The sequence below is a fragment of the Streptomyces sp. NPDC001406 genome, assembly GCF_042895285.1.
Lineage (GTDB): Bacteria > Actinomycetota > Actinomycetes > Streptomycetales > Streptomycetaceae > Streptomyces.
On record NZ_JBIAWG010000040.1, the window covers coordinates 1 to 25,786 of the forward strand.

Annotated in this window: 26 protein-coding genes and 1 pseudogene; 8 read left to right on the forward strand and 19 right to left on the reverse strand. The window is 70.1% G+C overall.

Translation table 11 applies throughout. From position 1 onward, the window contains the following. The 12 genes and pseudogenes from ACFY1J_RS45265 to ACFY1J_RS45320 form a co-directional block, all read right to left on the reverse strand. A pseudogene (locus tag ACFY1J_RS45265) lies at window positions 1-176 on the reverse strand (methylmalonyl-CoA carboxyltransferase); the annotation flags it as partial. 34 nt (window positions 177-210) lie between these two features. Then, window positions 211-408: an acyl-CoA carboxylase subunit epsilon gene (locus tag ACFY1J_RS45270; RefSeq protein WP_390713130.1), complete on the reverse strand. Its 198-nt coding sequence runs from the start codon at window positions 406-408 to the stop codon at window positions 211-213. A 121-nt stretch (window positions 409-529) separates the two neighbouring features. Continuing rightward, complete coding sequence (locus tag ACFY1J_RS45275) at window positions 530-2,632, reverse strand: condensation domain-containing protein (protein ID WP_390733253.1); 2,103 nt, start codon at window positions 2,630-2,632, stop codon at window positions 530-532. Between the two features lie 289 nt (window positions 2,633-2,921). Beyond that, on the reverse strand, window positions 2,922-3,824 hold the full coding sequence (locus ACFY1J_RS45280) for a 4'-phosphopantetheinyl transferase family protein (RefSeq protein ID WP_390733254.1): 903 nt from the start codon (window positions 3,822-3,824) through the stop codon (window positions 2,922-2,924). Further along, entirely contained in the window at window positions 3,818-5,176 is a 1,359-nt protein-coding gene (locus ACFY1J_RS45285) for a hypothetical protein (RefSeq protein ID WP_390713133.1), read from the reverse strand. Before ACFY1J_RS45285 ends, ACFY1J_RS45280 begins: the two co-directional genes overlap by 7 nt. Before the next feature lie 11 nt (window positions 5,177-5,187). Then, entirely contained in the window at window positions 5,188-6,138 is a 951-nt protein-coding gene (locus tag ACFY1J_RS45290; protein WP_363300188.1) for an SRPBCC family protein, read from the reverse strand. Window positions 6,139-6,260: 122 nt separating this feature from the next. Continuing rightward, entirely contained in the window at window positions 6,261-7,085 is an 825-nt protein-coding gene (locus ACFY1J_RS45295; protein WP_390713134.1) for a BTAD domain-containing putative transcriptional regulator, read from the reverse strand. 258 nt (window positions 7,086-7,343) lie between these two features. After that, window positions 7,344-7,976, reverse strand: coding sequence for a ScbR family autoregulator-binding transcription factor (locus ACFY1J_RS45300; RefSeq protein WP_390713135.1), 633 nt, complete (start codon window positions 7,974-7,976; stop codon window positions 7,344-7,346). Window positions 7,977-8,428: 452 nt separating this feature from the next. Then, window positions 8,429-9,094, reverse strand: a complete 666-nt coding sequence (locus tag ACFY1J_RS45305; RefSeq protein ID WP_390713136.1) for a ScbR family autoregulator-binding transcription factor — start codon at window positions 9,092-9,094, stop codon at window positions 8,429-8,431. Between the two features lie 179 nt (window positions 9,095-9,273). Then, entirely contained in the window at window positions 9,274-10,047 is a 774-nt protein-coding gene (locus ACFY1J_RS45310; RefSeq protein ID WP_390713137.1) for an SDR family NAD(P)-dependent oxidoreductase, read from the reverse strand. Continuing rightward, complete coding sequence (locus ACFY1J_RS45315; protein ID WP_390713138.1) at window positions 10,044-10,793, reverse strand: HAD family phosphatase; 750 nt, start codon at window positions 10,791-10,793, stop codon at window positions 10,044-10,046. Before ACFY1J_RS45315 ends, ACFY1J_RS45310 begins: the two co-directional genes overlap by 4 nt. Window positions 10,794-10,829: 36 nt before the next feature. Beyond that, a complete protein-coding gene (locus ACFY1J_RS45320) occupies window positions 10,830-12,065 on the reverse strand; it encodes a cytochrome P450 (RefSeq protein WP_390713139.1) in 1,236 nt (411 codons plus the stop codon). A gap of 300 nt (window positions 12,066-12,365) precedes the next feature. Here ACFY1J_RS45320 and ACFY1J_RS45325 point away from each other — a divergent pair, with 300 nt between their 5' ends. Further along, a complete protein-coding gene (locus ACFY1J_RS45325) occupies window positions 12,366-13,310 on the forward strand; it encodes a ScbA/BarX family gamma-butyrolactone biosynthesis protein (RefSeq protein WP_390733255.1) in 945 nt (314 codons plus the stop codon). Between the two features lie 400 nt (window positions 13,311-13,710). Here ACFY1J_RS45325 and ACFY1J_RS45330 read toward each other — a convergent pair whose 3' ends face one another. The 4 genes from ACFY1J_RS45330 to ACFY1J_RS45345 all read right to left on the reverse strand — a co-directional run bounded on the left by ACFY1J_RS45330 (window position 13,711) and on the right by ACFY1J_RS45345 (window position 18,226). Continuing rightward, complete coding sequence (locus tag ACFY1J_RS45330) at window positions 13,711-14,112, reverse strand: DUF6009 family protein (RefSeq protein ID WP_390733256.1); 402 nt, start codon at window positions 14,110-14,112, stop codon at window positions 13,711-13,713. Next, entirely contained in the window at window positions 14,109-15,620 is a 1,512-nt protein-coding gene (locus ACFY1J_RS45335; RefSeq protein ID WP_390713142.1) for a phage/plasmid primase, P4 family, read from the reverse strand. The genes ACFY1J_RS45330 and ACFY1J_RS45335 overlap by 4 nt, the downstream gene beginning before the upstream one ends. Continuing rightward, window positions 15,617-16,729, reverse strand: coding sequence for a bifunctional DNA primase/polymerase (locus ACFY1J_RS45340; protein ID WP_390713143.1), 1,113 nt, complete (start codon window positions 16,727-16,729; stop codon window positions 15,617-15,619). The genes ACFY1J_RS45335 and ACFY1J_RS45340 overlap by 4 nt, the downstream gene beginning before the upstream one ends. A gap of 618 nt (window positions 16,730-17,347) precedes the next feature. Beyond that, a complete protein-coding gene (locus ACFY1J_RS45345; RefSeq protein WP_390713144.1) occupies window positions 17,348-18,226 on the reverse strand; it encodes a hypothetical protein in 879 nt (292 codons plus the stop codon). Between the two features lie 135 nt (window positions 18,227-18,361). On the opposite strand from ACFY1J_RS45345, the gene ACFY1J_RS45350 reads away from it, so the two are divergent. Further along, window positions 18,362-18,487, forward strand: coding sequence for a hypothetical protein (locus ACFY1J_RS45350; protein ID WP_390713145.1), 126 nt, complete (start codon window positions 18,362-18,364; stop codon window positions 18,485-18,487). A gap of 226 nt (window positions 18,488-18,713) precedes the next feature. On the opposite strand, the gene ACFY1J_RS45355 is transcribed toward ACFY1J_RS45350, so the two are convergent. Both ACFY1J_RS45355 and ACFY1J_RS45360 read right to left on the reverse strand, forming a co-directional pair. Continuing rightward, window positions 18,714-19,289 (reverse strand): hypothetical protein, encoded by a 576-nt coding sequence (locus ACFY1J_RS45355; RefSeq protein WP_390713146.1) that lies wholly within the window; start codon window positions 19,287-19,289, stop codon window positions 18,714-18,716. A 28-nt stretch (window positions 19,290-19,317) separates the two neighbouring features. Beyond that, window positions 19,318-19,866 (reverse strand): YciI family protein, encoded by a 549-nt coding sequence (locus tag ACFY1J_RS45360; protein WP_390713147.1) that lies wholly within the window; start codon window positions 19,864-19,866, stop codon window positions 19,318-19,320. Between the two features lie 243 nt (window positions 19,867-20,109). On the opposite strand from ACFY1J_RS45360, the gene ACFY1J_RS45365 reads away from it, so the two are divergent. The 6 genes from ACFY1J_RS45365 (at window position 20,110) to tpg (ending at window position 25,050) form a co-directional block, all read left to right on the forward strand. Next, window positions 20,110-20,430 carry an acyl carrier protein gene (locus tag ACFY1J_RS45365; protein WP_363300172.1) on the forward strand — a complete coding sequence of 107 codons (321 nt, stop codon included), beginning with the start codon at window positions 20,110-20,112 and terminating at the stop codon, window positions 20,428-20,430. Window positions 20,431-20,638: 208 nt separating this feature from the next. Next, window positions 20,639-21,901: an AAA family ATPase gene (locus tag ACFY1J_RS45370; RefSeq protein WP_390713148.1), complete on the forward strand. Its 1,263-nt coding sequence runs from the start codon at window positions 20,639-20,641 to the stop codon at window positions 21,899-21,901. Continuing rightward, entirely contained in the window at window positions 21,898-22,953 is a 1,056-nt protein-coding gene (locus ACFY1J_RS45375) for a ParB/RepB/Spo0J family partition protein (protein ID WP_390713149.1), read from the forward strand. Before ACFY1J_RS45370 ends, ACFY1J_RS45375 begins: the two co-directional genes overlap by 4 nt. Window positions 22,954-23,708: 755 nt before the next feature. After that, window positions 23,709-24,161, forward strand: a complete 453-nt coding sequence (locus ACFY1J_RS45380) for a MarR family transcriptional regulator (RefSeq protein ID WP_390713150.1) — start codon at window positions 23,709-23,711, stop codon at window positions 24,159-24,161. A 14-nt stretch (window positions 24,162-24,175) separates the two neighbouring features. Next, window positions 24,176-24,466, forward strand: a complete 291-nt coding sequence (locus ACFY1J_RS45385; RefSeq protein ID WP_390713153.1) for a replication initiation protein, RepL2 — start codon at window positions 24,176-24,178, stop codon at window positions 24,464-24,466. Window positions 24,467-24,747: 281 nt separating this feature from the next. Then, window positions 24,748-25,050 carry a telomere-protecting terminal protein Tpg gene (gene tpg, locus ACFY1J_RS45390; protein ID WP_390713151.1) on the forward strand — a complete coding sequence of 101 codons (303 nt, stop codon included), beginning with the start codon at window positions 24,748-24,750 and terminating at the stop codon, window positions 25,048-25,050. A gap of 335 nt (window positions 25,051-25,385) precedes the next feature. On the opposite strand, the gene ACFY1J_RS45395 is transcribed toward tpg, so the two are convergent. Then, window positions 25,386-25,786: hypothetical protein (locus ACFY1J_RS45395; protein WP_390713152.1), on the reverse strand; the 401-nt coding region annotated here is incomplete at its 5' end.

The window sequence follows — 25,786 nt, forward strand, 5'->3', positions numbered from 1 at the left end:
AGGAGCAGCTCGATCCGCTCCCGCGCCGTCAGCTTGCCCTTGGCGTGCTGCGCCTCGGTCGCCTTCTCGCTGGGGCCCGCCAGCGCCTGCGCACGGATGCCGTGCAGCTCTGCCACCCGGCCGCGGATGTCGGCCGGCCCGGTGTCGACCGGAGCGGAGGCAATCGTCGTTGACATGTGGTCAGGTTCCTTCCTGGAGCACCAAGATCCGTCACTGCCAGCTGCGCGGGGCCCGGTAGGAGTGCGGCCTCCTCCACCACCGGGAGCCGTTGACCGGACGCCCCGCCTCGCTCTCCTGCGCCTCCGCGCACAGCGCGAGCAGTACGACGGTGAGCGCGGCCAGCTCCTCATCGCTCGCGTGCCCGCGCTCGATGCGCAGCGCCGGTTGTGCTTGGTCCGAATCGCTCATGCCCCCTCCTCCAGCTTTTCGGACACCGTCGAACGAGCCGCTAGAGAACGGCTCCTCCCCGACTTGAGAACCGGCACAAAAGCTTGCTCACGCCCTATTTCCGGCATGAATTCGGTCCCCGTCACCCGTCACCCGTCGCACGTCGCAAGTCCCTGGCGCGCACGGACCACAGCCCGCGGGCCAGGGCCTGGGCGCTCGCGGTGGCGCCGCCGACCCCCGTCATCACCACGGCCGCGGCCAGGCCGTGCTCGGCCGCCCCGCGCCGGGCGATCTCATAGGCGGCGCTGCCGCCCGGCCCGCAGCCGCCGAGGACGAGCCGGCGGTCCGGGGCGAGCATCTCGCGCAGCACGGACACCGACACCTCCGCCGGTCCCTCCATGCGCAGGGCCACGATCCGTTCGGGTCCTTGGTGGTCACGGGCGAGGACCTCGTAGGCGCCGGTCGGCACACCCGGCACCCCGATCAGGCAGATGACGTCCGACAGCGGTTCCCCGGGCCGCAGCACGGCCAGGGCGAGGCCGCGCGGCGCGGGCGAGCGCGGGGCCACCCTGGGCACGTCGGAGCTGCGCAGCGGCTCCAGCACCTGGGCGACGGTGCACTGCAGGTCCCGGTGGTCGGGCAGGGAGCGCAGCAGCTGCACGCACTGCGACAGCGTCGCGGAGGCGTCCCCGTCCGCCAGGCTCGCGCGGTCGTACAGACCGGTCAGCAGCAGCCCGCCCTCGGGGCTGTGCTGGGCGACGAGGGTGAACGGCAGGCTCGTGTCACCGCTGACGCTCTGCGGGACGTCCACCTGGACGCCCTGCTCGCGCAGTTCGGCGAGCAGCGCCTCCGGCAGCTCGGGCCGGCTGTCGAAGACGACGACCGTGTCGGTCAGGTCGGTGTCCTCGCCCCGGCCGCTCCAGGCGCGGACCCGGTCGGCGGGCACCCAGGCGTCCGCGATCAGGTCGAACGCGGTGTCGCGCACCTCGTGCAGCAGCTCCACCAGGGGGGCCGCCGGGTCGACGGTGACGGTCATCGGCAGCGCGTTGCCGAGCAGCCCGGGGATGCCCGCGGCGCCCTGCATCGGCACGTCCCGCCCGGACAGATGCACGCCGAAGCTGACCGGCACCGGCCCCTCGGCGCCCGACGCCCGGTACAGCAGCAGGGCCCACACCACATGCAGCGCGCTGCTCTCGCCGACGCCCCGCATCGCCGCCCAGGACCGCAGCCGCGCGGTCTGCGGGGGCCTGAGGCGGCGTTGCAGCCGGCCGGGACCGGTGTGTCCGGTGGGACCGCCGGGGCGGCCGGAGCGGACGGCGACGCCGGGGGCCGGCGCGGCCGCGGACCAGAACGCGCGTGCGGTGGTGGTGTCCTGACGGGCCAGCCAGCGGGCGTGGTCGCGGACGTCGGGCCGCCGCTCGCCACCGGGCAGGGTGCCGCCGCTGACGTAGGCCCGGAAGAACTCACGCAGCAGGAGATGGACGCCGCGCTCGTCCAGCAGGGCGCGGTGGTAGGTCAGCAGCACCCGCACCGGCGCCCGCTCGGGCGGCAGCCGGTCCTGCGGCGACCAGTTCTGCGCGAACCAGTCCTGCACCGCCGGCCCCGGCGTCCCCTCCAGCAGGGTCACCCGCAGCAGGCCCGGCCGGTGCAGGTCGAAGCCGCGCGCCCGGTCCCGCTTGACCAGGTCGCCCCAGGTGACGGTGGAGTGCGCATGGTGGACGACCTCGATCCGGGCCCGGTCGTGCAGGACCAGACGCGGTGCGGCCGTCCAGTCGAACGACGCCCGCAGCACGGCCTCGCGCTCGACGAGCGACTGCCAGGCCGTGGCGAAGCGGGACGTGTCCAGCGGCCCGGACCAGTTCCAGAAGAGCTGCTCGACATGGCGGTCCGGCGACCCGGCCGCGGCCGCGAGGATCAGCTCGCGCTGGTGCCCCGTGGCCGGGACGATGCCCTCCACGCCGGGCAGCAGGGCCAGTACGTCGGCCAGCAGCTCGGCGGTGAGCGGCTCGTGTCCGCCGTCGCCGGGCACGGCCGGGTGGAAGCTGAGGCTGTGCCGGTCGCCGTCGTCGTCGACGGTGACGGAGTACGCGCGGTGCCGCTCGGCCAGCCGGGCCGCCACGTTCTCGGCCTCCGCGGTGCCCAGCGGCCCGCACAGCTCCAGCACGACGGGGGACCGCGGCGCGGTGCCGCCCGGCTCGTGGACCACGGCGAGGACGGTGTCCTCGGAAAGGTGATGGCTGCTCATCCGCTGTCCCGGGTACCGAAACCCGCCGCCGCGGCGAAGAGGACCGGCTCCCTGCCCCCCTTTTCTGCTCGTTCCCGCTCCTGTTCGGATCGTTTCTGCGCGAGATACGCCGACTGCTGCGGCGCACTCGGCACATACGGCCCCGCCGGCCCGCGCGCCCCGCACGGCCCCTGCGGCACCCGCTCCCCGTACGGCACCGACCTCGTCGTCGGCCCCGCGGGAGGGCGTCCGCGCACCCCCGCCCCTGCCGCCCGCGAGGCGCGGCCGGGCTCGGTGCCCACGTGGTTCCTCATCGGTCGCCGGGTCTCCACCGCCCCGGAAAGCCCGGTACGCCCGCGGCCGGCAAACCGGCCTCGGCGAACACGGCGGCGTCGTACGACGGCACCTGCCGGGCGGTCTGCGCCGGCCGGTGGGCGGCGCTCACGAGGTAGCGCCCCTGGACGAGATGGGCGGCGAACGCCCATGCGCGGGCACCCTCCGAGTCCTCCGCCAGGGTGATGCGCCCCTCGCCGTCGCGGCGGAACCCGAACGCGGCGAAACGGCGCCGCATCCCCTGTCCGAGGGCCTTGGTGTAGGCCTCCTTCAGCGTCCACAGCTGCAACAGCCTGAGGGTGCGCTCGGCCTCGGGCAGCACGGCGAGCGCGGCCGCCTCCTCGGGCGTGCACACATACTCGCCCAGCAGTTCCAAGGGCGCCTGCCGGCCGACGGGTTCGGCGTCCACCCCGATGGGGCCGGTGCCGCTGACACCGACCACGATCAGCTCGTCGGTGTGCGCGAGGCTCAGTTCGAGCTCTTCGCCGAGCCCGCGCAGATGGGGCCGCCCGCCGGGTTTGTAGGCGAGGTCGAGGGCGTCGGGAGGCACTTGGAGCACCGCCCCGGCGGTGTACTTCATGACCAGGCGGGAGACGGCGAAGCGCAGCCGCCCGGCGCTGGCACGGGTCTGCCGGTAGCGCGGCCAGTCGTGGCCGAGCAGCGCGCGCAGCCGCGGGTCGAGCAGGGTGACGGTGAGCCACTCGCCCCAGGTCGTGTGCACCACGGCGACCCCGGTGGACTCCACCGCGTCGGACACCGGCTCCCAGGGCCCCTCGGGACCGGCGATGTGCAGCGGCGAGGGCAGGGGCACCGCGAGGTCCACCGGGCCGCCCGCGGGCCGGTGCCCTTGTCCCTCGCGGTCCTCGGGCCCGTTCACCACAGCGACTTCGTGGCGTACACGTCGCAGTCGACGTCGCGTCGGCCGCGCTCGGCCAGCTCCGCCCAGACGTCCTCGCGCGGATCGGCCGGCACGGGCGGCCGCGGGACGCCGAGCCGTTCGGTGAGGCGGACGAGCGCGAGCAGGGCCCAGTCCGGGCTGCTGAGGAAGGTGGTGTGGTCGGCCGCCCGGCGGACGCCGAGCACCGCTGCGGCCAGCAGCACTTGGGCCTGACGGTCCGCCAGCGCCCGCGCGGCGGGGTCCTCCGGGGAGGCGTCGGCGGCCTGCAGACAGGGCAGGCGCAGGGTGCGCCGCTCGGTGCGCAGCCGCCGGGCGGCGCGGGCGAGCGCGCCGTCCTCCCCTTCGGCCGGCCGGGCCGCCGCCGCGGTGGCCAGCGCGTCGGCCAGCACATGGTGGCAGCCGGTGCCCTCGGGCAGCAGGTCGGCCGGGACGGCGGCCGCGTCGCCGATCCTGAACAGCGCGCCGGCGTCCGGCGCGGGCTCCCCGTTCTCGGCGAGGTCGGGCAGGGCGGCGACGAGCCGCGCCCGGCAGGCGGCCGGGTCGGGCCACTGCCCGCCGGCGGCGAGGTCGGCCCTCAGCTTGGCGAGCGAGCGCTGCTCAAGGCTGCCGGGCACGAACCCGGTCTCGTTCAGGACGAGTTCGAGGTCGTTGTGGACGTCGGCCACCAGCTGCGGGACGACGTATCCGACCACGGCGGTGAGCAGGGCGGTGGCCTCGGCGGGCAGGACCAGGGAGCGCAGCGCCACGGTCGTCAGGCTCTCGCAGGCCAGCAGGTCGGCGAAGTCACCGGCGAGCGTGCCGTGCCACTGCCGGGCGGCCGGTTCGTGGTGGCCGAGCTCGTCGACGACGCGGACCGCGGTGCGCAGCACGGTGCCCGTCGCCGCGATCAGCGCCACCGGCCCGAGCAGGGCGGCCAGTTCGGCCGGCCGGCCGGGCGCCGGGCGGGTGCCGTCGGCCGCGGCGAGCAGCGGGCGGGTGCCCCAGGCGTGGCCGAGGGCCAGGTCCCGGCGGAAGAGCGGGCGCAGCACTCGTACCAGCTGGTCGGCACTGGTGTAGTGGCCGCCGGCGGCGCGGGGCCAGAACTCGGCGCGCAGGTCGGCGGGGGACGGCGGGCCCTCGGTGCCCTCCACGGCGCTCAGCGCGGGAAGGCCGTAGCGGTTGGCCGGATCGGCGGGGTCGCCGAGCTGTGCCTCCAGCCGTACGGCGCGCAGCGCCACCTCCACCGGCGGCGGCAGTTCGGCGTAGGCCGCCCTGCGCCGCTCGCGGGCCAAACGTGGCTCCGCGGTGGCGGTGTCGGTGTTCTCCCCGGTCGGAGCCGGTCGGGTGAGGGCCATCACGGGCCTCCTCATCGCAGACGGCGGACGGCGCTCTCCGCGTGCCACTTGGCCAGGCCCAGCGCTTCGGTGCTCGCGCGGCCCAGCCACTCGCGCACATACCGGCGGGCGTCCGCAAGGGTGGCTTCCTCGCCCAGGACCGGGGCCACGGCCTCTTCCCTGAGCAGAACGTGGTGGGTGCAGCCGACCCGCACCCCGGACTCTTCGGGCAGCAGGTACCACTCACCGGCGTGCGCCGCGATCAGTTCGGGCGTGACCGTCTCCTTGAAGACGATCCGCCCGGCGTGCGGGAAGCACAGGCGTACGGCCTCGACGGTGACGGTCTCGCCGGTCTCCTCGGCACAGGTGTCCATGGCGGCGAGCTGCACGCCCGGCTGGTCCTCGGTGACGCTGGTCCGCTCGACGTGCGGGACGGTCTCGGCCCAGTTCTCGATCCGGTAGAGGAAGTCGTAGACGAGCTCGAAGGGTCCGTCCACCAGCACGCTGTCCTCGAAGGACAGCAGCAGTTCGTCGAGTTTCTCCCAGTGCTCGGCCATCTCCCGGACCCCGTCCAGCTGGGTCCTGAGTTCGGCCTCGGGGTCGTGGGCGGTGGACCGGTAGGGGCCGGCCGGCGGCAGGTCGTGCCGCAGGGTGACCAGGGAGCTCTCGTCGTCCTGGGCCTGCACGGTCCAGGCGCCGGTGGTGGGCGCGTCCGGCCAGAAGGTGTCCTGCTGCTCGAACTCGATGGACCGCGACTGCGGTTTGAGCACCCGTCGGGTGCGTGAGGAACGGACGTGGTCGGCCGTCACGTCCCACATGCGCAACTGCTCGGTGACCCCGTCGAAGTCCATCCGCTCGACGTGGACGTGGGAGGAGAGGAACACCGGCCAGCGCACGGCGTCGGCGAGCATGCCGTAGACGACACCGGCGGGGGCGGCGACGGAGATGGTGTGCTGGGCCGAGTGCCCTCGTTCGGACGGCATACCGATCCCCCCTCCTCCGTGTGTCCTCAAAAACTGCGTCGTGCGCCTAGAGCGGTGCTCGAACAAAGACGGAGGTGGCGCCCAAGGTCGCACTCGGCCGGCCGGGCCCCGTTGGCGCCCGGTCAGCCGATGGCCGTGAGCCGTCCGGACCCGGAGGCGGGCGGTACGACGCCCTCCGGCCCGGCCATGAGGATGGAGCGCTGCAGCTTGCCCAGTGCGGGCGACGGTTCGAGACCCAGGGTGCGGACCAGGGTGGCGCGCAGCCGCTGGTAGGCGTCCAACGCCTCGCCGCGGCGGCCGGAGCGGTACAGGGCCAGCATGTACTGGCCGCACAGGCTCTCGTGGGTGGGGTACCGGCTGACGAGCACGGTCAGTTCGGCGAGCAGCTCACGGTGCCGGCCGAGCCGCAGATCGGCCTCGATGCGCTGGTCCAGCGCGCACAGCCGGCTCTCCTCCAGCCGTTTGACCTGCGTCTCCAGATGGGTTCCGGCGTGCACGTCGGCGAGGGCGGGGCCGGTCCACAGTTCGAGCGCCTCGCGCAGCTGCTGGGCGGCGCCGGGGTAGTCCTCGGCGTCCATGGCCCGGTATCCCATGCCGGCCAGCCGCTCGAACTCGCGGACGTCGCTGGTGCCTGAGCCGCTCTTGAGCAGATAGCCGCCGGGCACGGTCAGCAGGACGTCCTTGGCCGAACGGCCCTCTTCCGCGTCCCCGCTCTCCAGGGCTACGGTGATCAGCTCGCGCAGCTGCAGGATGTAGGTCTGCAGTGTGGGGCGGGCGCTGCGGGGCGGCTTGGCGCCCCAGAGCTCCTCGCTCAGCGTGTCCACGTGCACGACCTGGTCGGCGTCGAGCGCGAGGAGGGCTAACACCTGGCGCGGCTTGGGTGCCGTCGGGGTGATGGAGACGCCCTTCTCCCGTACGGCGAGTGTGCCGAGTATGTCGATGTCCACGCCGTCTCCCCGTCGCTGCTGGCTGCCTTAGAGCGGTTCCCTAGCAACCCGAGTAAAAAACAGCACGGGCGGTATGTCAATACCGTACCGGCCTCCCTGCTTGTCCTCTATCCGTACGCGAGACCCACTCGAGACAGCCGGGATCTTCCCTGTCTTCCGGGACAAATAGGGCGAAAAAGCCGAACAAAAGGGCTACTACTACCTGGGCTTGACTAGACCATTACCGAACCATGTGCGCGGTTTTTGTTAAAGCCGCGTTCACTCGCTGTCGACCTCACCCATGGCCTTGACCGGCTTGACCAAGATCGTCTGGGGCGAGGCCGCCATCCGCGGCAGGATGAACGACCAGAACCGGGACACCCGTTCCCTGGACAGCCACGCGCCGTCCACCTCGCCGAGCGTCTCGAAGCCCACGGTCGCCGCGACGACGGCCGCCGCCGCGTCCTCGGGCGCGACGTCGGCCGCCAACTCCCCCGCGTCCTGCGCCTGGACGACGAGATCGTGGACCCAGGCGCACCACCACTGCGGCACCCCCGCCCCGCTGTTGCGCGACGGGTCGGTGCCGAGCTTGAAGCCCGCCCTGACGACGGGGTCGGTGGCCACGGCGGCGAGCAGCCGGCAGGTGGCGTTCACGAGTGACTGCAACAGGGTGTCGGCCGAGGACAGACAGCGTTCGGCCATCTTCTCGACGGAGTCCGCCGCGGCTCCCTCCACCTCCCTGGCCAGCACGTCCTTGCTGGGGAAGTGGAAGTGCAGGGCGCCGGTGCTCACTCCCGCGCGCTTGCTGATCACGGGCAGGGTGGCCTGCGCGTACCCCTCGTCGGCGAAGACCTCGGCCGCCGCGAGGATGAGGGCCTGGCGCGTACGGGCCGCGCGCACCTGCTTGACCATCGGTCTCCTCCTGGGGACTGGAGCGGAACACGGAGTGCATCAGTCCGCTTCCCTCAGGGGCGTGCGGCGTTCCGTTTCAGGACATTAGCAAACCGCATGATTGGTAGGTTTGCCAGGGTGGGAGCTGTACAACCCTTGTGCGGGCTTGATGGTCACACTCCGTCAGACACCCTGCTCGTGTTGTGTGGAGCCGTCGATGATGACGCATGCGGGCGGACCAGGACTCGCCTCACAGTCGGCTCACAAAAGAGCGTGCGGGGTTTGCTATCCCGTCCCGGTGAGCCCGATGGCGTGGTCCGCCCGACCCGGTCGACCCGTTGAACGGATTCCACATCGCCACCGGGGACCCTCACACGCGAGGCAGCAAACCAGATGTCAGGTTTGTTGAGGTGCCGAAACCCCCGCGGCCGCGGTGGGTGCCGCGCTCCGCGGGCGCGGAAACCGGCGCTCCGTCAGGCCTCGGAAGCCGCGAGCTCGGCCTGTCGGCAACGCTCGGCTTCCCTGACGACCCGGGCGCCTCTGTCGGGCGCGGTGTCCAGCCGGATCAGTGCCGCGGGTGTGGCAATGGCCGGCAGCATGTGGTTGTACAGGACCGAGACCCGGTCGCTGAGGTCCGCCCAGTTGGAGTTCGCCTCGGAGAACATCTGCGTCCCCAGCCAGGACCCGAGGAAGCATTCGGCCGTCTCCTGGGGGACGACGTGGGGCAGCACCTCTCCCCGCTCCTTGGCCTCGGTCAGCAGCTTGGTCGACAGCTCGATCCAGGCCGGCCACGCACTGCCGAACAGATCCCGCCCCTGCATGTCACCGGAGAGGCGTATCCCCGCCAGCAGGATGACGTCCAGGGGGATCTGATGGGCCAGCGTCATGCCGATGTCCACCCACTCCTGGAGCTTCAGCTCACGCGGCACCCAGTAGTCGTTGTCGATCTGGGCTCCGATCACACCGCGCGCCAGGGCCTCCTTGGAGTCGAAGTGGAAGTACAGGGCGCCCTTCGTCACTCCGGCCCGTTCGAGGATCTCCGCGATGGTCGCCGCCGTGTAACCGCGTTCGGCGAAGACGGTGGCTGCGGCCTCGATAACAGCACGACGGGTCCGTACCGCACGCTCTTGCTGTGCCACGGGACCCTCCTCCATTGAAAACAAAACCGAACACGACGTACGTTACCCCACTTCGACCGCGCTTACCCGGGGGTGGACGGGAAGGAATCCGATGATGGCCGGGAGTCGTCGGGTGACGCGTGTGACGGGCGGGGCCCCTGGTGCCGGGCAGCCACCGCCCGTCACTTGCCTACCGGCGTTCACCAGGCGGTGCGGCCTCCGTCCACCGGGAGCGTCGCACCCGTGACGAAGCTCGCCCTGTCACTGCACAGCCACGCGGCGGTCTCCGCCACCTCTTCCGGCTCCGCGGCCCGCCCCTGTGGCGCGGACCGATAGGCCTTCTCGGCCGCCGCGGGCGACACGGCGAACCACTCGTCGACCATCTCCGAGCGGGTCAGGCCGGGGGCGATGGAGTTGACCCGTATCCGGTGGGCCGCGTACTCCACGGCCGCGGCCTTGGTGAGCCCGATCACCGCGTGCTTGGAGGCGATGTAGGGGGCAGCCGTGGAGGAGGCGACCAGCCCGCCCACGCTGCTGGTGTTCACGATCGCTCCTCCCCCGCCCTGCACCATGGCCGCGATCTCATGACGCATGCAGTTCCACACGCCGCGCACGTTCGTCTCCATGACCAGTTCGTACGCCTCGTCCTCCAGGAGGTGCAACGGCACCTTCTCCACCCCCACGCCGGCGTTGTTGAACGCGGCGTCCAGGCGGCCGTAGTGCTCGACCGTGTGCTGCACGGCCCGCCGGACCTCCTCGCCGCGGCGCACGTCCATGGCGTGATAGCGCGCCTCGGCCCCCGTGTCGCGCAGCTCTGCCACGAGGTCCCTCAGCCGGTCCTCGCGCCGGGCCGTCAGGACGACGACGGCTCCCTGCCGCGCGAACACCCGCCCCGCCGCCGCTCCGATGCCACTGCTGGCGCCGGTGATGAGGACGACCTTGCCGGCCAGCGGTGCGGTGCCCGCCCCGGTCATGACCGCGTCCCGGCTTCGGCGGCGAGGTGCGCCGGAACCGGGTCGCCGTGCCGCCACACGGTGCGCTCGGCGGCCTCGGCGTCGAGGGCGCGCAGCATCGCCTCGTCGATCTCGGACAACTCCCGCACCAGGTACCGGACACCGGCCCGCCGCATGAGCTCCCGCTGGAATCCGTGCGCGAAGGGGCTGGGGTGGCCGATGAAGGGCATGTCCAGTTCCCTGGCCCGCTCGGCGACGGAGGCCGCGTCGTCGATGAAGAGCGCCTGGTGGGGGGCGAGGGAGAAGAAGTCCCGGGTGATCTCGCGAAGGCCTGGCCGGAAGGCGTTGGTGCAGATGTAGCGGGGCTCGCTGAAGTACGTGGCCCACGGCCCGAGATGACGCTCGAAGTGACTCTCGTCCAGTCCGCCGTAGCACACGAGGTCCAGGCCGAGCGTACGCAGCCGCTCCAGAAGCGCGGCCGCTCCGTCGAGCAGCCGCACCGGCTGCTCACGAAGGTAGCGCTCGCGTTCCGCGAAATAGGCGCGAAGCACCTCCTGCGGAGTGGCGCTGGTGCCGGTGACCTCCACGAACACCTGGGCGGCCACGAGTTGCGGCCGGGAGAGCAGGGCCCGTTCGAGTTCAGGCGTGTACTCGACTCCCTGGGCGGCGACGAGCCGGTGCATGACCGGGCTGAAGGTGTCGTTGAGCAGGACGCCGTCGATGTTGACGGCGGCCAGGCGGAGCGTGCTCAGTGCGGGGTGGGACACGGGGAGACCTCCCTGTGGTCACGGGACGGGCAGCGCTCAGGAACGGGGTGCCAGCAGCACCGGAAGTTCCGTGTGGCCGCTGGATATGAAGGACTCGAACAGCCCCAGCTCGCGGGGCTCGACGGCCAGTTCGAGGTGCGGGAACCGCTCGAAGAGGGCGGGCAGCGCGATCGTCGCCTCGCTCATGGCCAGGGGGCGGCCCAGGCAGTGGTGGACGCCGTGGCCGAAGGAGAAGTGCTCGTGACGCGTGGGGCGGGTGACATCGAAGGTGTCCGCGTCAAGGCCGTGCGCGCCGGGGTCACGGCCGGCGGCGACGAGCGAGAGCAGGATCGGCTCACCCGCGCGGATCACGGTGCCGTCGAGGTCGAGGTCCTCGACGGCGAACCGGAGCAGGATGTTGGCCACCGGCGCCTGGGACCGCAGCGTCTCGTGGACCACCGCATCCCAGGTGACGGTCCCTTCCCGCACCAGCCGGAGCTGCTCGGGATGGGTGAGCAGGGCGCAGATGGCGTGATCGAGGAGGTTGACGGTCGTCTCGTGCCCCGCCCCGATGATCAGCAGGAGGGTGTCGATGAGTTCCTTCTCCGTCAGACCCTCCCCGTCCTCGTCGCGCATGGCGATCAGGGCGCTGGTGAGGTCGGTGCCCGGGTGCACGCGTTTGCGCCCGACGAGGTCGTTCATCAGCCCGTACAGCTCGGCCTGGTTCTTCTGGGCCGTCTCCGGAGTCGTGGTCGTGGTGAACAGCACGTCCGTGACCCGGTGGAGGTCGTCGCGCTCCCGGTCGTCCAGACCGAGCATCTCCGAGATCACCCGGATGGGCAGCTCGTAGGCGAACTCCTTGCGGATGTCGACGGGTTGGGCGGACGGCAGCCCTTCCAGCCGGGTCAGCAGCTCGGCGGTGATCTCGGCGATGCGCGGTCTGAGGTCCACCGTGCGCCGGGCGGTGAAGGCGCCGACGACCAGCTTGCGCAGCCTGGTGTGCTCCTCGCCGTAGGCGGTGAGCATGCTGCGCACCGACACCCACATGGCCAGCGGCCACGAGTCGTCGACCTCGTCGTTGATCCACGCGGGCCAGTGCCGGTAGGCGTCCTTGGACACCCGCGGGTCGGCCAGCACCTGCTTGATCAGGTCACCCCGGTTCACCGACCAGGCCAACACACCGCCCGGCAGGGCGACTTGGACGACCGCGCCGAGTCGCCTCAGCCGGGCCGCCTCGCCATGAAGGTCCTGGCCGGAGGGATCGAGCACCACGGGAACGGACGGATTCTGCACCTGCTGCCTCCAAAACGGCGATCAAGTGTGAGGATAAAGAAAACCGCTGAACAGGTTTGTTACCGGCTGCTCAAATCAATCACATGATGGCCAGACTTGCCGATTTGTTCTTCAATGCGTCGAACGTCGCCTTGATCGGCCAAGGTTGATACAGGATCAAACCGACAGAAACGGAACCATTGGTTCAAGCGTTCTTCGGACACTTGAACAATCCTTTACCTGGTGGGCGATAGAAGAAAACCGGTCCGTCCGTATCTTATTAGCTGTCGTCGAACAAAGCTTCAAGACGGGGGGTCTCCGATGGGTCTGCCTACCAGCCAGAGCACAGTCGAACTGCCCGCACTGCCTCGACTCACCACGACGGTCCCCAGGGAGTACGTGCACCGCGCGAGCTTCGCGGAGGTCTTCCTCACGGGCTGCACGGCCCAGGACGACCTGAGGTTCTCCCTCACCGGACAGTGGCCCCGGGCGCACACACTCTTCACCAGCCCCGGCGGGGACAGCCACGATCCCCTGCTCACCGCAGAGACGTTTCGGCAGGCCGGCATGTTCCTCGCCCACGCGGAACTCGGCGTACCGCTCCACCACCGCTTCGTCCTGGGGAACCTCAACTACACGACGGCCCTGCAGAACCTGCGGATCGCCCTCAGCCCGACGGACTTCGACCTCGAAGCCAAATGCACCGAGGTCACCTGGCGCAGGGGCATGGCCAGTTGGCTGCAACTGGAGCTGTCCATCCGACGCCAGGGCAATGTGGTGGCACACGGCTCGGGCAGCTTCGGCGTGATCCAGCAGGGCGTCTACAGGCGGCTGCGCGCGGCCCGCAAGCCGTGGTCGGGCCCCGCCTTCGACATCCGGGCGGACCGCGCCCCGCTCCCACCGGCGAGCGTGGGCCGCGGCTCCACGGCCGATGTGGTGCTGTCGGCCACCGACTCGCCCACCAGCTGGCTGCTCACGCCGCGCCTCGACCACCCGATCCTCTTCGACCACGCCGACGACCATCTGCCCGGCATGGTCCTGCTGGAGGGGGCACGCCAGGCGGCCTCCGCCCTGGTGGCGCCCCGGACGATGACCCCGGCGAGCGCGTCCAGCTCGTTCCGCCGCTACGTCGAACTCGACCGGCCCTGCTGGATCGACATCACACGGGTGTCCCCCGAGAGCGGCGGGATGATGACCGTGGAGGTCACCGGCCGTCAGGACGACGAGACGGTGTTCACCTCGACGATCACCGGACCGGTCGGATGAGGGTGACAGCCACGGCATCGTCACACCCACTCCCCCGCCTACGAGACGTGCGGCCTGCGTTGAGGGACGTGCAGCGGACGGAAAGCCCGCTGCACGTGCACATTAGCGTGCAGCGGTCCCATCCCATAGAGGATCAATACCGGAAGGTCTGTTGTTAACGCGGCTGTCGCCAGGGCGAGTTGCACCCGGACAGGCAATCGTCGGCCGAGCTCGACCGCAGCCCCCGCACGGACCGGCCTCACCGCGGGTACGAAGGCATGGCCGGACTCCCCGCCCGGCCCGGTGTCCCTCCTACGCCGCGACAGCGACCGTCGTACGAACCACGCCTCCACCGCGACCGACCACGCCACCTATTACGGCGTAATAGCCCGCCCGGGGACGGCTCTGCCGGCACACCGCCCTACAGCGGCAGCGTCAACCCGCGCTCCCGTACCTCCGGGGAGGTCGGTCCGCCCTCCGAACGCTCCGTCTTGCGTCCCTTCTTGCCCGGTGCCAGCGTGCGCGGGTCCACGGCCTCGGCCGGCGCGCCGGTCGCATACAACCCGTCGGGCACGGCGTCCCGGTCGTGCGGCAGCAACCAGAACACCCGGCGGCGGAAGGTGCCGGAGGACCGCGACGGCTTGGCGCTGGGACCGAGCAGGGCGTAGCCGACCATACGTCCGTCGCGGTGGTAGGCGGGCCTGCCCCTGCGGGTGGGCAACCGGTCCAGACTCTGGCGTACGTAGTCCAGTTCCGTGATGTCCTCGAGCCAGACGAAGTCGACCTCGTGGATGATCTCGTCCTCTCCTATGAGGGCGCTCATGCTGTCTCCTCGTCGGCGACCAGTCCGATGCCCGGGTAGTACTTGCGCTGGTTGGACAGGATCATCTCCTTCGGAGACGCCAGTCCCACCACCTCTCGGACCCGCGCCGCGAAGGCCCGGGACGATATCGCCGGAGCCCCCTCATTTTGACACCACGTCTTGTAGGCCGCGTAGAGCTGGGCCTGCTCCGCTCTCAGATCCGGCCCGAGACAGCACTCCTCCGACAGGAACCGCCCGGTGTGGTCCTCGGTCTCCGCGTACGCCGTGGTGGCGATGCGCACCCGCTCCGGACCGGCGAGGTCCTTCTCGCCCCGCAGATAGCGGCGGGCGCCCAGGATCAGCCAGTTGAGGATGCCCGGCCCCTCCTCGGTGACCAGCACGTCCGCCAGGTTGTCGATCTTGCGGTCGTCGGACACGACCCGCTCGAACGGGATCAGCCGCATCCGGCGCCAGAACGCGAAGCCGCCGGTGCCCACCTCGGGCCGGTGGTTGCCGAGCAGCCAGAGCTTGTGGGTGGGCTGGAAGCTGAAGAAGTCCTGCCGCATCCGGCGCGCCTTGATCCGGTCGCCACCGGTCAGCAGCTTCACCCGCGCCTCGTCGAACCGGTCCCCCGGCTTGACCTCGCTGCACACGATGACCCGCCGCCCGTGCAGCTCGGCCAGATCGGTCGGATGCCCCTCGTAGGGCCGGGCCATCAGGAACCCGGGCGGCGCCGCGTCCGCGTAGTCACCGACGAGCTTCATCAGCACGTCCAGGAGCACCGACTTGCCGTTCTTGCCCGAGCCGAACAGGAACGGCATCACCTGGCCGCCGACGTCCCCGGTGATGGAGTAGCCCAGCAGCAGATGCAGGAAGTCGATCATTTCCGCGCCCTCGGGGCCGTCGCCGAAAGTGTCGGTGAGGAACCGGTCCCAGCGCGGGGTCGGCATCGCCTGCGGGCCCGCGGTGGTGGAGCGGGAGTGGAAGTCCTTGTCCGGGTCGGGCGTACGGATCAGCCCGGTGCGCAGGTCGACGACTCCGGCCGGGGTGCACAGCGCGTAGGGGTCGGCGTCCAGCCGGGCGGCGTTGAGCACCATGCCCGGCGCGGACTTGGCCTGGGTGAGCATCGCGTTCATGCCGCTGGTGCTCAGCGCGCGCCGGCGGTGCTGCTGCAGCGCCGAGGCACTGTAGGCACCTCGCGGGTCGTCGGTCGCCAGGGACTCGGCCAGGTCCCCCGCGGCCCACATCACCGTGTCGTCCTCGTCGATCTGCCAGCGGGTGCTGTCCCAGCGGTACCAGCCGAGCCCGGGCACGTGCCGGTAGTCGTTGGAGTACAGCTTGACGAACAGTTTGGCGTTGCCACGGTCGCTGAGGGTGTCCGGCAGCAGCCCGTCGACGGTGGCCTCCCCGTCCCCGCCCGCGCCGTGCCGGTGCTCGACAGCCTGCCGGGGCACCTGGGTGCCGGGCTGGGCGAGGATCTGCGCGGCGACCGCCTGGGCGTCGAAGAGCGCGTTGTCGTCGGCGGTCACGCGCGGCCTCCCGGGGACAACGGGCGCTGCCGGCCCGCGCTCAGACCGGAACGGATGATGGCGCGGTAGCGCCGCTGCTGCCCCGGCCGGGCATGCTCTGCGGCCTGGTCCAGCACCCGTTCGGCCTCCTCCTCGGTCAAGTGCCCGGCGGCGACCAGTCCCCCGGCGGTGTAGGCGGCCCGGTTGAGCTTCTCGGAGAAGCCCGCCCCTTCGGACACGGCTGCGCAGGCAGCCACTTCGGCCAGTACGGCGCTCAGGGCCCGGCCCGCGGCCGCCTGCCCTCCCCCGGCAGCCAGCACGGCCTGCCGGGCCCGCGGCGGCACCGGGCGCGGCACGGGCACGTGTGCGGGCGGCAGATGCCCGGTGCGCTCCAGCTCGCGGGCCAGCCAGCCCGGCAGCGGTGCGGGTTCCCGCACCGGCCCGACAGGCTCGTACACCCCCGCCGCGGTCACGGTCCCCGGGGCGACGATGTACCCGCCGTGCGCCCGTATGTCGACCTGCCAGGCCAGCGAACGGCCCCCGCCCGACCCGGTGGAGCACTGCCAGCGCTGCCCGCCCTGGGCCCGGTACCAGACGTGCAGGCCCCCGGAGGGCGTGCGCACGCGCAGGGTGTTCTCGTCGTCCGCGGGGCTGTGCTCACCGCGCAGAGCGGCCAGCACACCAATCGTATGGAAGCCGTTGGCGAGCCCGGTCAGGTCGACGCCGATGGAGATCTCGATGCCCGGCAGCAGCCGGTCCCGCCCGGGCAGCTCCTGGGCGTGCGCGTCGATGTCCACAACGACCAGACTCGCGGGCCCGCAGGCGATTCCCACGCCGAAACGCGGGTTGGCCCCCCACCACTGCTCGACCCTGGCGTAGTCGAGGGTGGCGGCGTGGAACCCGTGGCACCAGCGACCGGCAGCCGGGCAGCCGCAGTCCCGGTGGGTGTGTCCGGGCTCGCGGCAGGCCTCGCAGTTGCCCGCGGGAGTCTTGCGCCCCGGCGCCAGCGGGTGGACGGGCCAGCCCCGGCCGACACACCACCGCGCCGTCGCCAGGGATCTGGCGCCACCGTGCGGCTCGGGAGACGGCTGCCTTGAGTCGCTGCGCGGAACCCGCAGCTCAGCAGGCATCCACACCCCCATCAGCGACTGAAGCGACTCAACGACTGAGACAGATTAGCGAACCACGCGGACAGAAGGGGACACAGGGAAAACAAAAATCCCTGCGTGTGTCGCCCGGTCGCTCCAGCGACCGAACGCAAATCCTCCAGCGACTCAAGCCAGTTCGGTCGCTGTCTCAGTAGCTCAACGAAGCCGCAGGTCAAAGGGTACTCACACACCAAAACAGCGACTGAAGCGACTCAAGGTCCCTATATATGACGTACACACGCGCACACGCGCACGCGCGAATGTCTTCATATACCCCGACCTTCGGTCGCTTCAGTCGCTGTTTCACCCCCGACACCCATCCTGACCAGGCCTTTTCCCTCAGCGACCGAAGGCGACTCAAGCGACCCTCAGTCGCTCCTCTTCAGTCGCTGTCCCCGCCCCCACGACCCGAGAGTCCCCTTCGGGCAGCGACTGAACGCACGCAGCGACTCAAGCGACCCTGCAGCAAACCTGGACCCGCCACCCCTCCCCCACCGCCCGGGCCCCGCACCCAACCCGGTCCCACAGTCGCTTCGGTCGCTTCAGTCGCTGCCACTGCCCAGCCGCTGGGTCGTGCTTCTGGTCCTGCCCAGGCTCTGGTCATTGGACGCCCGGCCCGAGCCCGACCCAGAGGTCGTCGCTCTCGTGGATGACGTAGACCGGATCGGTCCTGGCCTTCCAGTCGGCGGGAACGACGTAGTAGCGGCCGCTGCGTTCGATCAGGAGCCGCAGTCCCGTATAGCGGTACGGCATCCGCAGGTCCTTGCGCGCAAACTTCTCCTCCTGGACCCCGGGCGGGGGCAGGCTCAGCGGCCGGGTGCTGAGGAGCATCACGCTGGGCCAGCTCTGCACATGACTGGCGCGGGCCCTGGCGTCCTTCTCCCCGAGTTGCAGCGCGGTCTCGGTGAGCACCCAGAACAGGCAGACGACGGCGGCGAAGAAGAGCAGGCCCCGACGGCCCGCTCCCCCTGGCCGGTTGCCCGCGGCGTGTGCGACCAGGCCCAGCAGGAATCCGACCGCGAGCGTGAGCGGGGCGGCCCATTCGTACGGCTGGATCCGTGACCAGAAGACCAGCAGCACCAGCCCGGCCGCCAGGACCACCGGGTAGAGCCGTGCCACCGGAGCCAGGGCAGCTAGAGCCCGTTGAGCGGGCTGCCCGGACAGTGGACGACGCATGACGTACCAGGGAGCGGTCACCGCGATCAGGACGAGGACAACAGCCACGAGAACCGGAGACCGCAGCAGCTTCAGGCTCTGGAGCACCAGCGGTGCGAAGCCGAAGTCGAGGGAGTAGATGGAGAGATGGAAGTAGCCGTAGTACTGGCTGCTGTACATCGCCCCCAGATAGAACATCAGCGCTGCAATGACGGATGCCTGCGCGATGACGGTCTTGAGGAGTGCGGTCGGGCTTGCCGGTCGCCTCTCGCCGCCTGTCTGCCCGTGGTGGGGAGGCAGCAGGTCCTCAGTGGGCTCACTCACGTGCCATCAGGGGGAGACACTTCGGGAGCGTCGGGAGTCGCGGGAGACGGCGGAGTGGCGGACGGGGCGAGGCTGGGACCGTCGTCATGGTCGCAGTCGGTGCATGTAGGGGGCGGCGGCGGAGACGGGACAGCGGTGCCGCCGGCGGACGACGACGCGGACCTCGGCGAGGGGACTTGGGCGGTGCCGGACAAGGACGGCGATGTCGTCGACGGCGACACCTCCGGGGTGCCGGCGGAGGGACTGACGTCCGGCTTGTGATCGGAGTCGCGGCAGCCGACGACCACAAGAACACCCGACAGGGCGAGCATGCAGACAATAACCATTCGTCCAGCCTTGCCCGACATGCGCCCTCCTTCGTTGCGTGCGAGAGTAACGCCGTCCAGGCAGCCGAAAGGGACACCCGCACGAGGAGCCGTGCCGCGTCATCCGAGCGGCGGACACGGGGGCTATTACGCCGTAATAGCCCCCGGCCCTACCCCCGGCCCTACCCCGGACATGGGCCGTCGACGACGGAGCCGGTGCCGTCCGCCGTGTCCGGGATGGTGGCACAGACCTGCTCGCCGCTGTCCGAGTCGGTGATGGTCACGTGCCCGTTCGTGCCGAAGGAGTTCACCGCCTGCGCCTCGTACACGCCGTCGGAGGTCACCACCGACGAGTCCAGCGTGACGTCGCGCGGTGAGGCGCTGCACGGCGACGGAACGTATGTGGCCGCGCCGCCGGCCCCGGGTTGGCTCGGATAGACGAAGGTCGGTTGCGCGGAGGCGGGGTCACAGCTGTGGGCCGAGTCCAGTGCCTCGCCGATGATCCGGCGACCGGCCGCATGCAGCCCGTCATTTGCCTCCTGCTCCTCGAAGGCTTCGCCCAGCAGCACGAGTCCACCTACGGCGCACATGGTCAGCCCGAGCCCGAACAGCCAGTTGGTCAGGCGCTTGGCAGGGGGCTCCCGCCGCGTCAGCGCGGCCACCACACCGACCGTGAGGACGACCACCGCGCCGGCCCCGAGCAGTGCCCAGGCCGGCCCGGTCGAGACGGGCCCTGTGTTCAGCCCGTTGGGTGGCAACGGCTGAACGATCACCAGGCGCCCCGGGTCATGACGGCCGCCCGCCGAACTCCCAGTCGTGCACCTCGATATCGGCGTACCGCTCCGCGGTCAGGAGGGCGCGTGCCGTCTCCGGATCCGGCGCCCGGACCAGCGCCGCCGTGCCCAGCCAGGCGGCGCCGTCGTCGGACAGCAGCGGCCCGTAGGCGATCAGCTCGTCCTGACCGGGCGGCACCGCAAGGTCGGCGGCCAGCCCCGTACCAAGTCCGAGCACCAGGTACCGGTTGCCGCCGCTTCGCCCACCCGGGAAGTCCCACATGGTGCGCCCGAGCGTGTTGCGCCACCGTCGCAGCAGCACGTCCCGGTAGACACCGGCCTGATAGTTCGGCTCGTCGAAGGCGAACGCTCGGGCGGCGGCGGCATCGGGCAGATCGAGGATGTGCACGCTTCCGGTGACGGTGTCGTCGGCCGCGAAGGTCGGGCCCCGGGCGATCATCTCCTTCGCGTACCGGTCCATGTAGGACCAGTGCTCTTCCAACAGTTCGTCGCGCAACGGCAGGGAGCCGGGCCTGTCGCGGTGGTAGCAGAGGAACTCCATGCCCACAGCCTCTCTTCAAGGAGGCGACCGGGTCGAGCGGCTTTCCCTGCGCTGGCCCCGACAGCCACAGGGCTATTACGACGTAATAGCCCCGCCCCGGCGTTTCCCCTCCCCTCCCCCACCCCCGCTCAACGCCTGAGCGCCTGCGTGCCTGAGCGCCCGTCCACGCGGACTCAAGTCCCCCCGGTCAGGCTGCTCGCGGAAACGCGTCACACCGCCCGGCAGCCGGAAGGAAGCCCGCCGATGGCCTCAGCACCGTGGAACTCGACGTTCGAGACCGTCCTTCAGCGCGGCCTGCCCGGGCTGGGCAAGGACAAGGCGCCCGTGGCCGATGAGCCTCTGGAGACCTACGGACTGGACTCCCTGGCCCTCATCGGCATCGTCAGCGCACTGGAGTCCTCGTTCGGCATCAGCCTCGCCGGGCAGGTCGTCGTGCCTGTCCGCACCCTGACCGCCGGTCAGCTGTGGGGCATCGTCTCCGCCGCGCTCCAGCCCGCCTGGGACACCTCGCGCCCCGCCTCCCGCCGCGCTCCCCAGGGCCCGAGCCCCTGGGCCATTGCCTGACACAACCCACTCCCCCACTCCCCCACTGCCCCACCCCATTACGGCGTAATAGCCCGGGCGTCCCGTTGATCCCGCCCCGGCTATTACGCCGTAATACGTCTCGGTACGACGCCCCACGCACCCTCCGCCCCCCACTGGGACCGGCCAACTTTCCCTAACTAACGTGTCGGACGAGATTTTGATCAAGCACGTTAGTAAGGTAGCCCCTATGAGTTCTCCAGCCACCTCCAGTGACCGCGAGAAGGTCGTCTCCAAGCTGCCGGGTCGGCTCCGGCAGGACCTCAAAGTCAGGGCCGCCCAGCACGGCCTCGAGATCCAGAGCGCCGTAGAGCAGGGCATCACCGCCTGGTGCGGTCTTGCCTCCGCCCTGGAACCCGTCGACACCTCGGGTGCCGACTCCTTCTCCACCTTCCTCCCCCAGGGCCAGTGGGACGAGTTCAAGCGGACGGCCGCCGACCGCGGGGTCTCGCTCATCCAGGGCCTCGCCCAGTCCGTCAGGCTCTGGCTCGACACCAACCCCGCCCCCGACGTCGTACGCCCGGCCGTCACCCGCCGCATCGTCGTCTGCAACCAGAAGGGCGGTGTCGGCAAGACCGCCATCACCGCGGGCACCGGCGAGGCGATGGCCGAGGACCCCAACAAGCTCCACCCGGTCCGCGTGGCCAAGCAGTTGGTCGCCGCCCTCCGCGCCGTCGAGACCGATGAGCCCGAGACCATGACCGACGACCCGCTGGACGTCGAGAGCCTCCCCGGCCTCGGCATGCGCGTCCTCCTGGTCGACTTCGACCCCCAGTGCCACCTCACCAACCAGCTCGGCGCCACCCCCGTGCCGATGAACGGCGACAGCCTCACCAACCACATGGCGGGCGACCCCAAGGGAGACCTCCGCGACCTCATCGTCTCCATCGACGACGACAACTTCGACGGCCGCCTGCACCTTCTCCCCGGCTGCAACGACGCCTTCCTCCTCGACGTGCGCCTCTCCGCCGTAAGAGCCCGAGAAGCCGCTCTCGAACGGGCCCTGGCCCCCCTGGAAGCCGACTACGACGTCATCCTCATCGACTGCCCGCCCAGCCTCGGCCTCAGCATGGACGCCGCCGCCTACTACGGCCGGCGCCGCGACAACGAGAAGCCCGGCCAGTCCGGAGCCCTCGTCGTCGTCCAGGCCGAGGACAGCTCCGCCGACGCGTACGAACTCCTCACCACCCAGATCGAGGACCTGCGCGCCGACCTCTCCCTCGAAATCGACTACCTGGGCATCGTCGTGAACCTCTACGACGGCCGCCGCGGCTACATCGCCACCTCCTCCCTCCAGGGCTGGGTGGACATAAAGGATCCGCGGGTGGTGGGCCTCGTCGGCGACCTGAAGGAACAAAAAGAAGCAGTCCGCATGAAGCAGCCGTTGTTGTCCTACGCCCCCAAGTCCCAGCAGGCCGTCAGCATGCGCGCCCTGGCCCGGGAGATCTCATGACGAAGAAGGCCGAGCAGCTGGGTGCTGGCCGGTTCGGAGCCTCGGCACGACCGGTCAGCGCCCGCCGCGCAGCCGTGGCCGCGGCCACCGGAGTCCCCACGGACGGAGTCGCCCCGCCCACCGAACTCCCCACCCATCGCGTCAGCCTGAACCCAGACAACCCCCGCTCGACCCTCGGCGACCTGACCGACCTCGCGGGCAGCCTCAGCACCCACGGCCAGAAGCAGGCGATCACGGTCATGAACCGCGACACCTATATCAAGGCCAACCCCGACCACGAGGACAGCCTCGAAGCGGACACCTATTACGTCGTAATCGACGGCAGCAGCCGCCTGGCCGCTGCCCGCGAGGCAGGCCTGGCCACCGTCAAGGTCATGGTCAGCGACGACCAGGGGAGTACCTCCGAGGAACTCCTTGAGTCGGCCCTGGTCGCCAACATCCACCGTCAGGACCTCGACGAGCTCGACGAGGCCAAGGCCCTCAACCGCCTCCTGGCCATCCACGGCAGCCAGACGGCCCTCGCCAAGCGCCTCCACCGCTCCCAGGGCTGGGTCTCCCAGCGCCTGGCCCTGCTGAGCCTCACCCCCGAACTCCAGTCACGCATCGGCCACGACCCCATCGACCTCCTGCGCGCGGTAGGCAACAAGCCGGCCGACCAGCAGGAGACGGCCCTGGACGAACTGAAGGCGGAACGAGCCCGCAAGGAAGCCGAGCGCCCCGCACAGAAGCCAGGCAAACGCCCAGCAGCCATCCTGCCGAAGCCCAAGCCGGAGCCCGAGCCCCCCACCTATTACGACGTAATAGAAGACCCGGCCCCCAAGCCCCAACCCGACCCCGAGCCGGAACCCGACCCCACACCTTCTACCACCGTCGACACGGACGCACTGGTCCCCGAACCCCGCTCCGACTCCTCGAACCCCCCGAAACTCCCTTACGACGACGGCGCCTTCCTCGCGATGCACCTGATCCGCAAGATGACGGACACGGAGTTCGACAAGATGCTCGGCATCCTCAACGAACACCAGCAACAACGCGCGGCCGCAGACAACTGACCACCACAACGAGGGGCCCCTGCCGAACAAGGCAGGGGCCCCTCGCTCTACCTATTACGCCGTAATAGCTCTCGTGCTCGCGGCTCTCCCCACGCCCACCCGCGGCCCGTCCCACCCCCCGCCTGGAACAACGCAAACGTGGCTGAGCCGGGGGAGTGGTTGCTGGAAACACACGCGCGCCTGCCCGTCCGGCGCCCCCACCGCCGTGGCTGACTTTCGCTGGCTGAGGTCCAGAAGGGGTGGCATGGGCAACGCGGAAAGAAGGAGCGGGTACAGCTCCTCAAGAAACTGGTTCGGACCCGCCACTTCCCCGAACTACCCACACTCCGCCGCAACCTGACACCCCGCCGACGGCCGCCCCTGCGCAACCGAACACAACCTCAGCCTCAAGTAAGAGAGCGTCAGCTGCCCAAACCCACGCTGACCTGCGAGAACGCCACCTCCGACCCAGTTCCTGGGAACTGCCAGGCAGTTCCTGGAACAGCACACACGGTCCGAGGAATCGTGGGCCAACGATCCTAGGAACTGGGTACCACGACCACAGGATCGTGGCAGATTGACTTCACGTTCATGAAGGCGGCCCAGAAAACCCCGTTCTACGCCGTCCGGGCGGCACTCGGGATCCGGTTGAGAAGTCCAGCGACACGTCTCTCTGGGCGGGGCTCATCGACTTCTTGCTCATGTACGTTAAGTTCATCAGGTCGGCCTGAAAGCCGCCCTCATGAACGCTTCAGCAACCAGCCTCGGAGGCCCTGTTGGGAACAGCGCGCAGACTGCTGGACGCTGACACCGGCGAGATCGTCCCCTATGCGCCGTACGCCTTCTCCGGCAGGCACACCCAGGTCGACAAGGCACGGGTGGAGGCGATCACCGAAAGCAGGGCCTTCACGCCCAGCCAGAAGTTCCTCGTCCTGTGGTGGATCGGAGTGTCACCGGAAGGCATGGAGCCCCTCAAGGCCACCGGCGCGGACATCGGCCAGCGGGTCGGCATGTCCACCGATGCCGTGGGGAAGATCAACCGGAAGTTGGCCAAGCACCGCATCCTGATCGTCCGCGGCCGCATCGGAAACTACAACTTCTACCGGATCAGCCCGTACATTGCTTTTCACGGGACTGGGATCGAACAGCGCGAAGCCATCAAGACCTGCAACCCGCCGGACATCCCTGGATTCGACGAGTCAACCCCTGCACGGTGGGAGGCAAAGTGAGCAACACGAAGGACATGACCCTCCGCCTGCTGGAACACACCGCCGGCCTGCCCGCCAACCAGCGCCTGATCCTGATGCTCTACGCCGCGCACCCCACGGACCGCGCCGGCACGGTCAGCAAGACGGCCGCCGAGCTGGCCGACGTCCTCGGCATGTCGCCCACCGTCTTCTCCCGCACCCGCCGCCAGATCGTCGAGGCCGGCTGGCTGGAGGAGTCCGAGCGCCTGGGCCACATCCGCTACTACCGCCTGAGCCCCAAGGCCACCGGCGAAGAGGTCGTCGTACCCCTGCGCCGCGCAACCTGACCCGACCCCGTCCTGGTGGACTTACCTGATTGACCTGAAGTTCATCAGCTAAGTCCACCAGGACGCCTCGCATGCACTGCAGTCAATGACACTGCTCGGGGCCCGACACCCACCGGCCGGACGCGCTGTCGTGTCTGTCTTCGGTTGTTGTTGGCGGCGGGGAGTGCGGTTGGAATCATTGGGTCATCCGCGTTCCGTGTTTCCTGGTGTGGGGGGTCTTGGAGATGGCCCAGTTCTTCCCTTTGTGACTGCTGGCTGGCTGGCTGCTTGATGCTGATGGTGTGCGGGTCAGGCAGCGGGCGGTGTCCATGGGCGGCATCTTTGCCTCCACCCGAGCCCGCTTCGGTTTCACCGCGGAGGTCGGCACTACGGATGACCCGCGTGTGCGTCACATCAACCAGGCGCTGCCTCCGGAGTATGCGGCTCGTCTCTTTGCCGCCCAGCAGGCCGGCGCAACGGAGCGACAACGCCAGGCGATTCTGGCCGAGGGCTTGGGCGAGGTGTATTTCCGTGATGCGGGCCGTCGGGTTCAGGGTCTGTTGGTGGAGTTGACGGACATTGAGCAGTTGGGGCTGCACTGCTGACGGGGCGCTGCGTCGGCCAGGTCGGAGAGCGGTGAGTGGCGCAAGACGGTGGCCGCTCATGTCCACGGAACGTGCTGTGTGCGTCTCTGAGGCGTTCTCAGGGCTGGTGGTGTGGATGCCTGGTGGACGGTGGCGGAGGGTTGCTCGGGGGTGTCTGTGGGTTTTGGAAGGGCTTTGCGGGTGAGTTGGTTCCTGGCCTGCCTTGACGGGTTGCGGCAGGCTCTTGGGTTCGGCCCCCACTGCAGTGCGCTTGGCTGAGCCGTATCCGGAGTTGCTGGCTGCCAGCTTGCACTTGCTGGGCGGTGGGCTGCTGCTAGGCCTGAGCCATTGGTGGGTCAGGATACTGCTTTGAGTGCCTGTCGGCGTTTTTGGTTGTCCTTGCGGCGCCGTTTGTCGGCGAGTTGGTTCTCGTAGGCGGCTACGGCGTGTTGGTAGTTCGGGACGAAGTCATGGGCGTCGAGTCGGTCTTCCTTCGGCATGGCGTGTACGGCGGCGACTGCGTCCTCGGGGGAGTTGTAGCCGGCCAGCATGGGATTGATGTGGTAGTGGCTGTTGCGGATCTTCTTGACGAGTCTGGCGAGTTCCAGGGTCCGTAGTGCTGCGTTGACGCTCGGGCGGCTGAGGCTGAGTTGCTGCACGTTTGCGAATCTGCGGTTTGGTGTCGGTGGTGGTGTGCGTGTGTTGTTATCGGTGTCTAGGTCTTTGACTTGGTGTGATGTGGTGTTGGGTGGCGTTC